Here is a 16,021-nt window from a genome sequence, read left to right as displayed (position 1 = left end):
GCTGGCACAGATGTTGAAAGTCTGATGTCAGGGACAATAGTTATTGTCTTAATAAACTAGGGAGAGCGGTTGTCATGCTTGAAGAATTTATCACTAAACACCGGCTGGATGACAGGTTCACCACCATAGCCAATCAGTGGTATATCCCTCTGGCCGAACAATTATTAGTGCACCAGAGTAGTGCAAATAAGCCCTTTTATGTGGGCATTAATGGTTGTCAGGGATCGGGCAAATCCACGCTGGCTGATTTTTTAAGCGAATATCTGCATCAGCAACATCAGTTACGTGTGGTGGTATTGTCGCTGGATGACTTTTATTTAAGTCGTCAGCAACGTGCACAACTGGGCATGAATATTCATCCACTTTTGCAAACGCGTGGGGTGCCGGGCACTCATGATGTGCAATTGATAAAGTCCGTTCTGGAACAATTGCATGGAAGCCACAGTGAAATTGCCATCCCGCGTTTTAACAAAGCCAACGATAATCCCTTGTCCTCTGCTTACTGGCCGGTGGTGAAAACACCGGTAGATATGGTTATTTTTGAAGGCTGGAGCTGGGGAGTGATGGCACAGTCGGCAGATCAGCTTAATCAAGCGGTTAATTCACTGGAGGCAGAGCAGGACCAGCGCAAAATATGGCGTCAGTATGTTAACCAACAACTAATGGTGCATTATCAGCCCCTGTACGAGCAAATGGATTACTGGCTGATGTTACAAGCGCCGAGTTTCGATCATGTTTTTCAGTGGCGTTTAGAACAGGAGAAAAAACTTGCGTTGAGCGCTACGGGTGAAAAGCGCCACATTATGTCCACTCAGCAAATTTGTGATTTTATTCAGCATTTTCAGCGTTTAACCCAACATGCGTTAAACACTTTGCCTGCCCGTTGTGATCAGGTCTTTAAACTGGATAAAGATCGCAACATCGTTTCTGTGACCACACGGGATGCCTATGCCTGATAAAAAGTACCTTATTTTTACCGATATGGATGGCTCGTTGCTGGATCATGATACTTACAGCCATCTTCCCGCTGATGCAACGCTGACTGAACTCAAGGCGCGTCGTGTACCCATCATTCCCAATACCAGTAAAACCTATCCTGAGTTATTACAACTTAATCAGGAACTGGGACTCACGTCTCCTTTTATTGTGGAAAATGGTGCGGCGGTATTTATTCCCATCGGTTACTTTAATCAGGCGCCGGCTGGTGTGGTCGAATTTGAAGGTTACTGGGTAAAGGAATTCACCCAGTTACGTGCACACTGGATAGAGGTATTAAATCAGGCCGGCCAGTCGTTTGAATCCTTATATGAACATTTTGCCGAAATGAGCATTAAACGTATTTGTGAGTCAACTGGTTTGTCTCCTGAACAGGCTGCGCTGGCTGCCGATCGTCATTTTAGTGAGCCTGTGCTGTGGCATGGTGATGATGCTCAGCGTCTGGCATTTATTAAAGCACTGGAAGATGCTGGTGCTGAGCCGCTGACCGGAGGGCGTTTTATTCATGTCTCTGGTAATTGTAATAAGGGCAGGGCACTTAACTGGTTAACTGCCGAATATCAACGTCAGCGCGGCGGTGAGTTTTACACACTGGCAATTGGTGACAGCCACAATGATGTGGCGATGCTGGAAGTGGCTGATGTTGCCATTCGTATTTTATCCCCGCACAAACCACCCCCTGACTTAACCCGCAAACACAACGTAATCACCAGTACTTTGCCCGGCCCACAGGGTTGGAGTGAAACCGTTGAGCAAATTCTGGCTCATTATTTTTAGGAGATGTTATGGCTGACTTTTATCAAAATGGCGTAGTGACTACCTTGCACAATCTGGCAAAACGTCCACTGGAAGAACTGGAAAAAGAACTGGTCAGCTTTTCAGAAAAACGACCCATGGCACTGATATTGCCATCGTTATTTTCTGAGCTTGAAGGACCGGCACTGGGCAAAATTATTGAGCATATTTGTGATGTACCCTATTTATCACAAATTGTAATTGGCCTCGACCGGGCTGATGAGGCGCAATACAAACATGCACTTAAGTTTTTCGATGCATTACCACAACATCATCGTATTTTATGGAATGATGGGCCACGCTTAAAAGCACTGGATGCTGAACTGGCAGAAATGGAGTTAGCCCCACGTGAACTGGGCAAAGGACGTAATGTCTGGTATTGCATGGGGTATATTCTGGCCTCAGGCAAAGCCGAATCGGTGGCGCTGCATGATTGCGATATTCTTACCTATGATCGTGAATTACTGGCACGTCTGATCTATCCGGTAGCACATCCCAATTTTAATTATGAATTCTGTAAAGGTTTTTACGCACGGGTTGCTGATGGCAAAATGAATGGCCGGGTATCGCGTTTGCTGGTTACTCCCTTACTGCGTGCACTTAAATCGATAGTGGGACACAGTCCTTATCTTGAGTTTATGGATAGCTTCCGTTATCCACTGGCAGGGGAGTTTTCATTCCGCCGTGATGTATTAAACGATATTCGCATTCCCAGTGACTGGGGACTGGAAATTGGAGTGTTATCGGAAATGTACCGTAACTACTCCAGCAACCGTCTGTGTCAGGTCGATATTGCTGAAACTTACGATCATAAACATCAGGATTTATCCTTGCATGATCAGCAGGCCGGTTTATCCAAAATGTCGATTGATATTACCAAAGCACTGTTGCGTAAGCTGGCCACGCAGGGGCAAACCTTCAACAGCGAAACCTTCCGCTCACTAAAAGCGACCTATTTCCGTATCGCACTGGATTTTGTTGAGACCTACCACAACGATGCCCTGATGAATGGTCTTAAGCTGGATATTCATAACGAAGAAAAAGCAGTGGAAATGTTTGCCAGTAATATTATGACGGCAGGTCAGAGCTTTTTGGAAAACCCAATGGAACGTCCGTTTATTCCAAGTTGGAACCGTGTGGTCAGTGCCATGCCGGATGTACTTGAGCGTCTTAAGGAAGCCGTGGAACTGGATTATCAGGAATTTAAGGAGTAATCATGTTGCCCCATACTCTGTTACAGGAAACTGTTTTACATCATTTGGCGGTGATTTATGCCGGGGTGGAAACCACGCAATCACTGGATGACATCAAGCAGCGATTGCTGCAAACCATGGGGCTGGATGATGAAAATAATGTGCGGCCGATTGTGCCACATCAGAACCACTGGAATGAAAAAGATGTGGTACTGATCACCTATGGTGACAGCATAGAAAAAGAAGGCGAAAAACCACTACAAACCCTGCATTGTTTTTTAGAGCGGTACTGCAAACCCTATATTAACAGCGTGCATATTTTGCCGTTTTTCCCTTACAGCTCGGATGACGGCTTTTCGGTTATCGATTATTCCAGCGTAAATGAATCATTAGGTAATTGGACACACATTGCGCAGATTGCTGATGATTACCGTTTGATGGCGGATTTGGTGATTAACCATTGCTCGGCGCGCAGTGCCTGGTTTGATAACTTTATAAAGGGAGAGGGACAAGGGCACGATTTTTTCTATACTGCCTCGCCACAGGATGATTTATCCCAGGTTGTGCGCCCCCGCACATCCCCCTTGCTACGTGAAACGGTTACCGCTAATGGCGAGCAACATGTGTGGTGCACTTTTAGTCATGATCAGGTGGATTTTGATTTCCGTAATCCGGAAGTACTGATCACCTTTATCTCGATTATTCGTCAGTATCTGGATAACGGTGTACGTTTATTCCGTTTGGATGCCGTGGCGTTTTTATGGAAGCAGATTGGCACGCCGTGCATTAACCTTGAGCAAACCCACGAAGCGGTGCGCTTAATTCGTACGCTAATTGAACATGCGCAGCCCGATGCCGTGATTATCACTGAAACCAATATCCCCAATCGTGAAAACCTTGCCTACTTTGGTAATGCTAACGAAGCACATGCGATTTATAACTTCTCGTTACCGCCGCTGCTGCTTAATACCCTGATTACCGGTGATTGTACTTATCTGAAAAACTGGATGATGAGCATGCCGCCGGCGCAAAACGGAACTACCTATTTTAATTTTATTGCCTCGCACGATGGCATTGGTCTGCGCCCTGCAGAAGGTTTACTGGAAGAGCGTGAGTTAAATACCTTACTTAGCACCATGCAACAATTTGGTGGACGTGTGTCCTGGCGTGTAGCAGACAATGGCCAGCAAAAGCCTTATGAGATAAATATTGCCTTATTTGATGCGCTGCAAGGCACCACCGCCGGGCAGGATAAGTGGGGCATGGAACGTTTTGTGTGTGCGCATACCATTATGTTTGGCTTAGAAGGTATTCCCGGTTTATATGTACACAGTTTACTGGCAACCGGTAATGATTATGACCGCTTGGCCAATACCAATCAAAACCGTTCGATTAACCGCCATCGCTGGAATTATGACAAGCTCGAATCTGAACTGTCGAATCAGCATAGTCAGCACGCTAAAGCGCATAAACGTTTAACGTCATTACTACAAAAACGTACTGCACAACCGGCATTTCATCCTAATGCAACTCAGTTTACGTTGCAGCTAGGAAGTCAGTTGTTTGGTTACTGGCGTCAGAGTATCGACCGCCGTCAAAGTATTTTTTGTGTGAGTAATATCACCGATACCATACAAATTTTGCGGTTATCCGATGTTAATTTAATTGGCACAGATAAATGGCAGGATTTAATCAGCGAAATGGAAATTAATGATGCGCTGATGGAACTGGAATTAATGCCTTATCAAACAGTGTGGATCACTAATATCGTTTATTAAACTTCAGTGCCGATTAGCCTTAGCGGCTAATCGGTGATGACAAAGTGCGAGAGCGGTTGCCCTGGTTACCGATAGGTAACGTCACACTCAATTTCTGGATATTCTACGGCCAGTTGTTCAAAACTGTGTTGTAACTTTGCCGCATCATCGGGCAGTACTTTGCTAAGTTGTTTAAAACCTACAAATACGACACGATGGGGAAGGGTGATTTGATCGGTAATGGCATCCCAGAACGAGTCCCAGTTATGTCCACACCAGTCAGGTAAATCTAAACTATGGGCAAGATGTTTGTGCAGTGCTTCTTTAGTACTAATCCCTTGCAAATTGATCTTCATTTTTACTTTCTCGTCATTCACATCGAAATTTCAGCTGCGGCTAATGGTTTGTTTTGGTTGACCATTAAACAACACAACTGATTTCATATAATGCACAACATCAGCAGTTTTGTACATCATCTATACAATTAATATTAATTTGTTTAGCTTATTCAGTGTGCCTTTTCCAACAGGCATATTTTACATGTTCAATAAAAACAATAAGGACAGATAAATGAACAAACTTATTATGATAGGTTGTGTGTTTTTACTTACTGCCTGTTGTGGTGAATCGATACAACAGACAGCAAATACTGATTATTTTGATAATAGCGCCCGCGATGATGTGTTAAGTGGCGGGGTGAAATTAATCACTATCGATACACCCAAAGGGCAATTTAAGGTATGGACCAAACGCGTTGGCAATAACCCCAGCATTAAGGTGTTGCTGCTACATGGCGGTCCCGGCGCCACCCATGAATATTTTGAAGCTGCCGACAGTTACTTACCGGCAGCGGGAATCGAATATTATTATTATGACCAGTTAGGCTCTGCTTATTCCGACCAGCCCAATGATGACAGCTTGTGGGAAATCCCGCGTTTTGTGGAAGAAGTAGAAACCGTGCGCAAAGCGCTGGGACTCAATAAAGATAATTTTTATGTGTTAGGTCATAGCTGGGGCGGGGTATTAGCGATTGAATATGCACTTAAATATCAACAACATTTAAAAGGCATGATTATTTCAAACATGATGGCCAGTATTCCTGCCTACAACCAGTACGCTGATGAAGTGCTAAAACCGGCTATGCCACCAGAAGTACTGGCCGAACTGCAACAACTGGAAGCTGCCAAAGATTACGCCAATCCGCGCTATATGGATTTGCTAATGCAGCATCATTACAACAAACATGTATTGCGCATGCCAGCTGAGCAATGGCCCGATCCGGTCAATCGTGCCTTTGCCAAAATAAACCCCAATATTTACGTGCCGATGCAGGGGCCAAGTGAACTGGGTGCCAGCGGTAAACTGCTTAACTGGGATAGAACCGCCGATTTGCATTCAATCAAGGTGCCCACGCTGGTGATTGGCGCAGAATACGACACCATGGATCCCAAACATATGCAGTGGATGAGCCAGGAGTTTGCCCAAGGACATTATCTGTATTGCCCTAAAGGCAGTCATATGGCGATGTATGATGACCAGCAAACCTACTTTGAAGGTTTAATTAATTTTCTTAAACAAACAGACAACGCCAAATAGCCTTAGTTGAGTCATTAAGGAGCCAAAACGGCTCCTTTTTTGTTTAGCTGTGAAAAGTTTATTTACATACGAAATTTCATATATATGATATTCCGTATGCAAGGTTAGCTCAGGCAACTTATGTCACCGCTTAACTTATTTAAATTACTGGCCGACGATACCCGGCTTAAATCCATGCTACTTGTTGCCAGTAAAGGGCAACTTTGTGTGTGTGATTTGCAAAATGCGCTGGACATTAGTCAGCCCAAAGTGTCACGCCACTTGGCCGATTTACGTAAGGCTGGCTTATTACAAGACGAAAGACGTGGTAAATGGGTCTATTACCAACTGGCTAGCGATATGCCTGATTGGGTTAATCAACTGCTGAGCCATACGCTTAATCACAATGCTGATGTTATTCAGCCCAACCTCGATTTATTAAATCAGCACCTTAACGCCTGCTGTGAGAACTAACATGAAAATTTTGTATATCTGCACCCACAACCGCTGCCGCAGCATTTTGTCCGAAGCCATCACCAATCATTTGGCCGATGGCCTGATAATAGCCAAAAGCGCAGGTAGCCAGCCGGTGGGAAAGGTGCATCCGCTATCGGTTAAATATCTGGCCGAAGAGGGCATGAGTACCGAAGGCTTAATCAGTCAGTCGTGGCATGAGTTTGAGTCGTTTGAACCCGATGTGGTGATTACCGTATGTGATTCCGCGGCTGCAGAAACCTGCCCGGTTTGGTTTGGCAAGGCGATAAAACTGCACTGGGGTTTACAGGATCCATCCAAACTAGAAGGTAGCGAAGCCGAAATCGCAGCCGCGTTTAAACAGTGCATCGAAATTATTCGAACGCGGGTTGAGCAGTTAAAGCAGGTGGCGAAATCAGACAAAGCCAACTGGGCATCACAACTTCAACAACTGGCTGATAGCCACCAATCTTAAAACCAAAAGGTAAAAAAATGGGATTATTTGAACGTTATTTATCGCTGTGGGTAGCGCTGTGTATCGCAGGTGGTGTGCTGTTAGGCAATTTGGCACCAGAGGTGTTTAACACGCTGGCAGAGTTGCAATATGCGCAGGTGAATCTGGTGGTGGCGGTGCTGATCTGGCTGATGATTTATCCCATGATGATTCAGGTGGATTTTGGCGCAATTAAAAACATAGGCCAAAAACCCAAAGGCATTATTTTAACCCTGGTGGTTAACTGGCTAATCAAACCCTTTAGCATGGCGTTACTTGGCTGGTTGTTTTTCACTGTGATTTTTTCCGATTGGGTAGACGCGCAATCGGCCAGTGAATATATCGCTGGTATGATTTTATTAGGCGTAGCGCCTTGCACTGCTATGGTGTTTGTGTGGAGCCAGCTAACTAAAGGTGACCCGAATTATACGCTGGTGCAGGTATCACTCAACGACATCATTATGGTGTTTGCTTTTGCGCCTCTCACCGCGTTATTGCTTGGCATCAGCGATATTCAGGTGCCTTGGCAAACCTTGTTATTGTCGGTATTGCTGTATGTGGTGATCCCGTTAGTGGCAGGCATAGTAACTCGCAAATGGCTCGACAGCGAAGATAATCACCAGCGTTTAAACGGTTTTGTTAGTGCACTCAAACCCTGGTCGATACTGGGTTTACTCGCCACCGTGTTGCTGTTATTTGCCTTACAAGCCACCACCATTTTGGCGCAACCTAGCGTTATCCTGATGATTGCTATTCCGCTATTGCTGCAAACCTACGGTATTTTTGCCATCAGCTATTTTGCAGCGAAAAAATGGCGACTGCCGCATAACATAGCGGCGCCAGCTTGCATGATTGGCACCTCTAACTTTTTTGAACTGGCAGTCGCTGTGGCGATTTCCCTGTTTGGTCTGCATTCAGGCGCGGCACTAGCTACCGTGGTAGGGGTGTTGGTGGAAGTGCCTGTGATGTTATCTCTGGTGTGGTTTGCCAACCGAACCCGACATTGGTTTAGCAGTTAGTTCCTTTTTTTTTAAGCGGGTAGGCGAGCGTTACCCGCTTAACGTCAACATTTGTCCTTATTTCATTTTAGCTTTTACCAGCTTGCTGCTTACGGGTTTACATCCTTCTTCAGTAGCAATATTGCCAGATAAATCATGGCTAAAATGGGCACAAAACCAATTACAAATCCTATAACCGCAGCCATTTTAGGCGTACTTGTTTTCCTTTTTCCCAGGTTATAACTGCAGATTGAGACGAAGATAGAAAAGAAGATGAGTAGCAATACTACTAATACAGAAAAGCTCATAGGCACATCCTTTGCCGTTAATCTATATGATAATCATTATCAAATGCATTTGAAGGGTACTTTCTGCCACCTTATTAAGTCAAATCATTTCTTGTTTTAACTGTGGTTAAAACAAAAGTTGTATTTATTAGTATGATGATGTCGATTCCCCTTTTCGCCATTCGACTATAGGCGCACAATGATTTTGTTGTTGCCCTGATACAATGGAGAAAAGAATGACAAAAATGATTTTTATCAGCCTGCCAATTAAAGATTTAGCAGTATCCAAAGCGTTTTATGAAGCACTGGGATTTGAATACAACCCACAGTATTCGGATGACAAAGGTGCATGCATGATCTGGAGTGAATCCATTTATGTAATGATCCTTACTCATGAAAAATGGCATAGCTTTACCGATCGTCCTATTCCACCCGAAGGCTCAAGTGAAGTGGCGTTGAATATTTCCTGCGACAGCCGGGAAGAGGTTGATGCGATGAACGTTGCCGCCGCAGGACATGGGGGCACTTGCGATATTAACCCCACTCAGGATTTAGGTTTTATGTATGGTCGCGATTTGGCTGATCCCGATGGGCATATTTGGGGACCATTTTGGATGGATGAGAAGGGCATGCCAGAGCAGGCATAGGTTTTATCATCCCTGATATTTTTCGCGCGTGCTAAATTACGCATGAAAAATATCAGGGAAAAATGTGTGTTAGATTGAAAATACAGGGATATTGCTGAGCAACCAACCACATGTCATAAAAGTAAAGTTTGGGCGTCACGTTGGCGACAGCAACCAGAGAGGTTGTGCTGCCGCAACCTCTCTGGACTCACCCGGCACCCACACTGTGCCTGTTCAATTTTAAATTCAGGCAAACTGCCAGCGTCGCAAATCCACATCCTTTCTGTTACGACTGACTCTGCATCCCTGCCTCGTCTGGCAGTTCGCTAATCTGAATTTTAAATTAGACACAGTGATGGGACGTTTTACCAAGCTTCGCTTGGTGCAAAAACAAAAAAGCCAAGCATTTGCCTGGCTTTTGAAATGTTGGTTCCATTTACTTTGATGCCTATTTATTATCGGAAGTGGAGGAAAAATGCTAATAAGAAAAGCGCTAGTCCAGGCAACATAGTGAAATTAGATATTCTGTGATAAAGATGCTCATTGTTGCGTTTGTCATAGTGATCAACAACTTCTGAAATTAACCCAGCAGCCATAAACAACATCGATGCATACATTACCCAAGCGGCTTCATCTTTGAGGTGATAGACAGTTTCACATCTTTTGCATGCAGTTACGGCTAAGTCATTTTCAATGACACCAAACGCACCACCTGCAATGACAATAATTGAGAAAGTTACATTTTTAATTTGTTATAAAATCGGAACTTCATTTGGAACATATTCATCATTTTTAGCAGTATTGTTTACCGTTTGGGGCTTTTCAATTGTGCGTGTGTGTAACTCGGTAACTGCGTCATTATATCTTTGTGGGAAGCGCTCTTTGTCAATATTGCTAATGACATCTTCCAAGTCGTCTGAGCTGTAATTTTTATAATCTGGATTAATAGCCAACAGTAAGTTCCTTTTTCTTTAATATTCCTTTTTCTTTGTGAGTAAAAGAGTAGTAATAACGTTTATGTGTGCTGTTCCATTTGGCAAAATATAACCAGCCTTCCAGTGCACTGATGGTTTGTCTTGTAAGTGTATTATTGGTGGTTGCTTCAATCCTAAAATCGTAAGGCACTAATCCTTTTCCCATTGTGTCTTTTTTAATTTTCAATTTGTAAGACACTAACGTGCAATCACCGTCCAATATTGCTTCATTGGCAATACTTTTTAATGGAATAGATGGAATAACACGAATAGCGGGCTTGCCAGTCGATTTACCTTCAGGAATCGCGCAATTATTTAACGCAAAAGCATTGCCTGAGATGAAAGCAAATAAAATCAATAGCACGTTTTTCATTTCAAAAAATCCAATTTAATGAGGTTACAAAACTGAATCATTCTAACGCTGGTAGTTTCAAATTTAGGTTACATGTTTAATAACCCAATGTCTTAACTTTTAATGCAAATGGTTTAACTGTTGGCTTTTGAATCTAAATAAACCTGCACATGCCTAAACCAAGCATATTTCCATCACGTTCAACATAAGCAAAGCGTTTATAAAATTTCTCTTTGCCCTGCGCTGCAAGTAAGCCAACAGTGCAGCCGGTTACTGTGGTTTGTGACAAGTAGTGTTCAATGCACTGCATGATCTGTTTACCCAAACCTTGCTGCTGATGGGCAGGGTGCACAATCACGTCCTGAATATAAAAATACATCGCGCCATCACCAATAACCCGCCCGGTGGCAACAAGAGTCTCCTGTTCAAAAATACACACCCAAAATAAAGAATTATCAACGCTAGATTGCAGCACCGATTCCTTTGGATTTGTCCAACCCACGGCATCGCGTAGTGATGCAAATTGTTCCACTGTGGGTGGTTGTTGTTTTAATTGATACATGGCGTTGTTCGTTCCCTGAATGGTTTTTTAGTGAACTGATTGTTGATAATAAAGTGGATTAATAGTCAGTGGCAAAAGATACGGTTTAACTTGTGTAACAACAAGTTGAATGCAAAATCGTATATTGGCTCTTTACAGAACATCGCTAAATCGTCCCTGTTCTTGGTTGAAAGTCAGAGTTGCAGAAAAGAAAAAAGCCAAGCGGCCGCCTGGCTTTGGTACTACAGATATTAAATTTTATCTGAGCTTTGAAAATTTACTCCAAAAATTACTTCTCTATCCCCAAAACGCTCTGCCACTGGCGTACAGACCGTACAAGAGTGCCACATTGCCAAATAAAATGCCTGCGTACAAACCTATACGTCCCGCACAAAGACCAAAAATTAACTTACCCTGTACTTGTTTTTCGCACTGTTCAATGGCGATAATATCCTGCATTTTGCGGGTTTGAACAAAAACTATCGCCATTAGAATTTCATAAGCCACAATTGGCGCAATCCATCCTGTAGTTAATTCATAAGCCGCTGCCAACAGCCCTCCTGTAATCAATATAGCGACAACCGAGCGACCACGTAGTTTTCTGAGCTCGGCTTTGCGCTCGCTGCTTTGCATACGGCGAATGGGGATTTCAGCACTAAAATAAACCGCTATGGCACCAACAAATGCCGCAAACATAGCACCGCTTAATAACCATTTTACCACGCCCAAAAATCCACCTTTTGCGACCGCCCCTGTGGCGGCCTGTGCCGGCGTGCTTATCGTTGTGCTGGCTAAAAGTGCAGATCCTATTGCCAGCGTTGGTGCTGTGGACAGGATCATATTGCCATATTTATCTAATAAATTAGTTCTCAGCGCTTGACGGGCACGGCTAAGTTGCTGGCGCACCGCTGCATCTGTAATTGATAGCAACCGGGCAACCTGAGCGCTCGATTGCTCTTCACGATAATACAATAATACTATTTCACGGGTTTCTTCTGGCAAATCGTCGACGATTCGGGCCAGAATAGCTGCCTGCTGCGAGCGGCTCAGACTGGTTTCACCATCATCACTCTCATTACAAAACCGCGCAAATAACGAGTCGGCATCGTCACCGCCAACCCGATCAGCAACTTTATTATCACGCAGGTAATTAAACGCAGCGTAGCGTGTGGCCTGGCGTATCCAGGGTAAAAAACTGGCCGGGTTATTCAAAGTGTTAAGCTTTTGCCAGCACTGGATATATACCTGCTGTGCTACTTCTTCACTGGCATCCAAATCTTTGACTACCGCCAGTGCGATGCTGCTAATGGTATTTTTGCTGGCCTGAATCAGCCGAGTAAAGGCTGAGCTATCGCCATTCATCGCGGCAACAACATCCTGTTCTACAATCAATACACTCATGATTATTCCCCGATAAATTGCGCGATTTGTGTGGCCAGCCATTTTGCATCATCAAACATAATGAAATGGCGGGAGTGAGTATTCATTTGTACCTGAGCATTGGGGCTGTTGGCAAGTTGACCTCGATATAAGCTTTCTACCGCGGCATGCTGTTCATCGGTGTCAAAGCCGCCAGATGCACCCAGCATCAGAATAGGGGTCTTGTCACCAACCAGCTCCTGACGAATATCGCGCATTAATAAATCGTAAGTGATTTGCCCAACGGTTACAGGATCAGACTCAGCGGCAAAATCTAATATCTTTTGCTGCGCCTGTTGCGAGGTTGCCTGAATGGCTAAACCCTGTCTGGTTTGCGCTACCAGTTGTTGCTGATCCATATTCTGAAAATATGCCAGTGCACCTTTAGCCTGAGGTTGCATCATATCGACTGTCACCTGATTAGTACGGGCGAAAATGGCACCGATGTAGGGTAAGCCATCCACCGAAATCGCTTTTTTTACCTCGATATTCGGGTTAACCGCCAGCGCTAAACTTAAAAATCCGCCCATGCTGTGGCCAATCACAACTGGTTGTTTAATGTGATGCTGATTAACATAATCAACAATCGCCTGTTCAACCTTGTGCAGGTTAGTACCAGCGACTTTAGGTGTTTTACCAAAACCCGCGACATTGACCACCAGCACCTGATGATCATCTTGCAGCTGTTCAATGGTTTGCTGCCATACCGAACCGTCAGACATCAAACCCGGAATTAAAATAACCGGGTCACCTTTGCCATAACTCTCGACATGGATAACGTCCTGCGGCTTTTGAGCGATAACTGAAATGGAAAAAATACCGGTGATTGCTGTAACAGCGGTAAGGTGGAAAAATTTTAAAAAAGCCTGTTTAGTGTTCATTATTTCGTTCCTGATTATTGAATGTTCATAACCAAGAAACAGCAGCAATGAAATCTGTGACAGAAAATTGAAAAATATTTTTGTATCGTTTTAAAGCAGGGGGCAAAAGGGCGTAACAGTCACTTTGTTATTTGGAGGTAGCTTGTTTTGGCTAAAAGTCAGAGTTGTAGAAAAGAAAAAGCCAAGCGGTTGCTTGGCATTGGGGAATGGCTTTTAAATTAAAAATTAATGTTACTCTGACCCCAATCATTGGGTGAATATATCGTCAAACCCGTAGGTCGTAAAATAGGTTAACGAATACAAATCCCCATCAATTAGGAAATAAAATTCATAGATATATTGATGTGAGTTTCTTTTATTTTTTCCAGCAATCATAAATCCGTTGTATGAATATCCATTGAAATCAAATTTTCCGACAACAAATTTTGATTCAATATCTAAAGACGGCGAAAAGTCTAATACATTTTGTTTAAAGGCCTGAACATTAGTTAAATGATTTGAAAGTTTAATAAATGTATCCGAATAACGTTTATCGTCTACGTCAATTAAGTAATACGCTGACTCTTTTGATACGCCACTGGTGATCACACCTTTTAAAGCTCCATGCTCATCAGACCGAGTAAATTCAAACTTTTCAGTTGGAATAATAAACTTATCAGAAGTATTCATTAAGTGCTGAAAACGTAAACTATTTAATTTAAAGGTCTCTTCAGTAGATAAAGCTTGAAGTGAGAAAAACATAAATATTAATGCGCTTAATCTGAACATAATCAACTGACGCTTTGATAATTGACTGCCTCAGTGTAACGTAGGCTGTATTGTGGAGGCCATACTGTTTATGACCGTAACGAAATTAAGCAACTTGTAAAATGGCAAACAACTACAAAGCTCAAGATGGAACCCACTCGTTATTATCATATTCATAAGCCCACCAATCAGCATCACCTATAGCGACGCTACCAATTATTTCTATCCGAAGATATTTTTCACTGGGCATATATGTTTTGGCTGCTTCTTTTGCTAATTCGAAAGTAGCATGAGATGAAACATTATCGCCCGCGTAAAGTCTGAAACCGTCCGAATTCATAAATGCAATTTAACAATTTATATAGAATGCAAAATACTCATTTCTATAACGAGTGTCCTGTCTGTTAGTTTTTGTTTATTTTTCCAAGCTTTTTACGGCTTATGGGAATGATTTTTACAGTGAAACTTAATGTTACTCTGTCCATATTTATTAAAATTACCACCTGTTATTGTAGTATTTGGCCTTATTCACAGAATTGGATGCACAAAAACCATCAATGTCTGGAAACAGCGTTAGTTGCCGTATATCAAATGCTTCTTGAAGTATGGTTAAACATTCTTCTTTTAATTTAGGTCTAATTGAAATAACAATTGTCACATCTTCTTCTTTTGGCAGGACTAAATTTCCAGTTTTTTCGTGTATCACTTTGCTATATAAGAACTGTGAGTTTTGCGAAGCAATCCTTTTAGTTACGGCTGGCGGCTCCCATGTATACAAATTTTCATTTTCTTTTAAATCTTCAATAATTTCGCGATAAGGCCTTATTTCTAATTGACCTTCATATCCACATAAATGATGGGTATGGATTCCAATTAGAGCACCTGTTTTATTTGGTTCACTATTGCAACAAAACCACAAAGCAACAAGAGCATTCCTACTTGCATCAACCAACCTAGTTGCCGCTCCATGATGTTGGAGTCTGGCAAGTAGCTCAAAATCTGGCAATTCTCTCCCATTAACGAATCTATAACCTTGATGTGTTGCTTCATCTAATAACCTTTTTTCATAGCTCGCTAATTCCAAATCACTATTTGGGATACATCTTCTATAACCAGAACTGTGGACTGGCCAATTAATGTCTCCTTGCCCTCTCCACATTCTAGTTATGAAGCTGCTATTGGGAGGAGCACAACTAGTAATAAAATTTAGTAGATCATTAAAACTAGCGGGCCTTCTGACTAATCCGAAAATTTCTGTTCTTTCAAGTTTCACTTAAATTCCTTTTTACGTAACAACTAAAATGCACGTTTTTTATACTGAGTGTCTTGCCTGTTAGTTTTTGTTTGTTTTTCCAAGCTAACGCTAAACATGATTTAAAACAAGGTGTTATATCTTTGTTGTAAATATCACACGGAAAAAAGAGGGCGAGGTACCTTTAAGCTATTAGAATTTGACTGTAGTGACATTTACCAAGCTTCGCTTTGCTTTTGGGAGTGACGTTTAAATTAAAATTTAATATTACACTGCCCCAAATAACTTTCTTACCAGTCAGCCAACGGCTGACTTAACCGCGACTCTGACTTTTAGGCAAAACGGATTTGGCTGTCGAATGGCAGAACAGGAGGTTCTGCCAAGGCCAACGCTTTACATGGATGTTGCCTTTGGCCGGTTCGAATTAAAGACAAGTCCGGTTTGCCGTTAAAAAAGTAAGTGGAGTGAAAGACCTTTTGCCTATTTGGGTCTTTCCAAATAGGCTCGCGCCCACGGGACTGGGCGTGAAAAACATCAGGGATGATGCATATTTGAAATTCAAAAAAGGAGCCAACGGCTAATGCCAGTCAGTTAAGCTGACTGGCATTTTTCTTTTTATGGGGATATCGATTTGTTTTCGGTTTTACCCATCTTGGATAAG

At 42.8% G+C, this 16,021-nt stretch carries 18 protein-coding genes; 9 read left to right on the top strand and 9 right to left on the bottom strand.

Annotation, left to right across the window (positions count from 1 at the left end; all coding sequences use genetic code 11):
- The first annotated feature begins 74 nt into the window (after positions 1-74).
- The 4 genes from H8B19_RS10055 to H8B19_RS10040 are packed head-to-tail and all read left to right on the top strand — an operon-like array spanning position 75 to position 4,762.
- Positions 75-956 carry a P-loop NTPase fold protein gene (locus tag H8B19_RS10055; RefSeq protein WP_186506725.1) on the top strand — a complete coding sequence of 294 codons (882 nt, stop codon included), beginning with the start codon at positions 75-77 and terminating at the stop codon, positions 954-956.
- Entirely contained in the window at positions 949-1,773 is an 825-nt protein-coding gene (locus tag H8B19_RS10050; RefSeq protein ID WP_186506723.1) for an HAD-IIB family hydrolase, read from the top strand. The genes H8B19_RS10055 and H8B19_RS10050 overlap by 8 nt, the downstream gene beginning before the upstream one ends.
- A gap of 8 nt (positions 1,774-1,781) precedes the next feature.
- Complete coding sequence (locus H8B19_RS10045) at positions 1,782-3,005, top strand: glycosyltransferase family protein (protein ID WP_186506722.1); 1,224 nt, start codon at positions 1,782-1,784, stop codon at positions 3,003-3,005.
- Positions 3,006-3,007: 2 nt separating this feature from the next.
- A complete protein-coding gene (locus tag H8B19_RS10040; RefSeq protein ID WP_186506720.1) occupies positions 3,008-4,762 on the top strand; it encodes a sugar phosphorylase in 1,755 nt (584 codons plus the stop codon).
- A gap of 65 nt (positions 4,763-4,827) precedes the next feature.
- Here H8B19_RS10040 and H8B19_RS10035 read toward each other — a convergent pair whose 3' ends face one another.
- Complete coding sequence (locus tag H8B19_RS10035; protein ID WP_186506718.1) at positions 4,828-5,097, bottom strand: barstar family protein; 270 nt, start codon at positions 5,095-5,097, stop codon at positions 4,828-4,830.
- Between the two features lie 214 nt (positions 5,098-5,311).
- Between H8B19_RS10035 and H8B19_RS10030 the strand changes: the two genes are divergently transcribed.
- The 4 genes from H8B19_RS10030 to arsB all read left to right on the top strand — a co-directional run bounded on the left by H8B19_RS10030 (position 5,312) and on the right by arsB (position 8,302).
- On the top strand, positions 5,312-6,337 hold the full coding sequence (locus H8B19_RS10030) for a proline iminopeptidase-family hydrolase (protein WP_186506717.1): 1,026 nt from the start codon (positions 5,312-5,314) through the stop codon (positions 6,335-6,337).
- A 120-nt stretch (positions 6,338-6,457) separates the two neighbouring features.
- Positions 6,458-6,790, top strand: a complete 333-nt coding sequence (locus tag H8B19_RS10025; RefSeq protein WP_186506715.1) for a metalloregulator ArsR/SmtB family transcription factor — start codon at positions 6,458-6,460, stop codon at positions 6,788-6,790.
- 1 nt (position 6,791) lies between these two features.
- Positions 6,792-7,265 carry an arsenate reductase ArsC gene (locus H8B19_RS10020; RefSeq protein ID WP_186506713.1) on the top strand — a complete coding sequence of 158 codons (474 nt, stop codon included), beginning with the start codon at positions 6,792-6,794 and terminating at the stop codon, positions 7,263-7,265.
- A gap of 17 nt (positions 7,266-7,282) precedes the next feature.
- The gene (gene arsB / locus H8B19_RS10015) at positions 7,283-8,302 is read left to right on the top strand and encodes an ACR3 family arsenite efflux transporter (RefSeq protein ID WP_186506711.1); all 1,020 of its coding nucleotides are present in this window, start codon (positions 7,283-7,285) and stop codon (positions 8,300-8,302) included.
- An 89-nt stretch (positions 8,303-8,391) separates the two neighbouring features.
- Here the strand turns inward: arsB and H8B19_RS10010 are convergent, their stop codons facing one another.
- Entirely contained in the window at positions 8,392-8,589 is a 198-nt protein-coding gene (locus H8B19_RS10010; protein WP_186506710.1) for a hypothetical protein, read from the bottom strand.
- Positions 8,590-8,804: 215 nt separating this feature from the next.
- Between H8B19_RS10010 and H8B19_RS10005 the strand changes: the two genes are divergently transcribed.
- The gene (locus H8B19_RS10005) at positions 8,805-9,215 is read left to right on the top strand and encodes a VOC family protein (protein ID WP_186506708.1); all 411 of its coding nucleotides are present in this window, start codon (positions 8,805-8,807) and stop codon (positions 9,213-9,215) included.
- A 731-nt stretch (positions 9,216-9,946) separates the two neighbouring features.
- Here H8B19_RS10005 and H8B19_RS10000 read toward each other — a convergent pair.
- The 7 genes from H8B19_RS10000 to H8B19_RS09970 form a co-directional block, all read right to left on the bottom strand.
- Positions 9,947-10,147: a hypothetical protein gene (locus tag H8B19_RS10000; RefSeq protein WP_186506707.1), complete on the bottom strand. Its 201-nt coding sequence runs from the start codon at positions 10,145-10,147 to the stop codon at positions 9,947-9,949.
- Positions 10,137-10,541 (bottom strand): hypothetical protein, encoded by a 405-nt coding sequence (locus H8B19_RS09995; RefSeq protein ID WP_186506705.1) that lies wholly within the window; start codon positions 10,539-10,541, stop codon positions 10,137-10,139. The genes H8B19_RS10000 and H8B19_RS09995 overlap by 11 nt, the downstream gene beginning before the upstream one ends.
- Before the next feature lie 133 nt (positions 10,542-10,674).
- Positions 10,675-11,082, bottom strand: coding sequence for a GNAT family N-acetyltransferase (locus H8B19_RS09990; RefSeq protein ID WP_186506704.1), 408 nt, complete (start codon positions 11,080-11,082; stop codon positions 10,675-10,677).
- Positions 11,083-11,358: 276 nt separating this feature from the next.
- Positions 11,359-12,462, bottom strand: a complete 1,104-nt coding sequence (locus tag H8B19_RS09985) for an RNA polymerase sigma factor (RefSeq protein WP_186506702.1) — start codon at positions 12,460-12,462, stop codon at positions 11,359-11,361.
- A 2-nt stretch (positions 12,463-12,464) separates the two neighbouring features.
- Complete coding sequence (locus H8B19_RS09980) at positions 12,465-13,361, bottom strand: alpha/beta fold hydrolase (protein WP_186506701.1); 897 nt, start codon at positions 13,359-13,361, stop codon at positions 12,465-12,467.
- A 246-nt stretch (positions 13,362-13,607) separates the two neighbouring features.
- Complete coding sequence (locus H8B19_RS09975; protein ID WP_186506699.1) at positions 13,608-14,102, bottom strand: hypothetical protein; 495 nt, start codon at positions 14,100-14,102, stop codon at positions 13,608-13,610.
- 502 nt (positions 14,103-14,604) lie between these two features.
- Positions 14,605-15,381 carry an FRG domain-containing protein gene (locus H8B19_RS09970; protein ID WP_186506698.1) on the bottom strand — a complete coding sequence of 259 codons (777 nt, stop codon included), beginning with the start codon at positions 15,379-15,381 and terminating at the stop codon, positions 14,605-14,607.
- Positions 15,382-16,021: the final 640 nt, after the last annotated feature.

It is taken from the genome of Neptunicella marina, from assembly GCF_014270035.1.
GTDB lineage: Bacteria > Pseudomonadota > Gammaproteobacteria > Enterobacterales > Alteromonadaceae > Neptunicella > Neptunicella marina.
The sequence above is the reverse complement of the archived record's forward strand: the minus strand, read 5'-3'. Positions and strand labels throughout refer to the sequence as shown.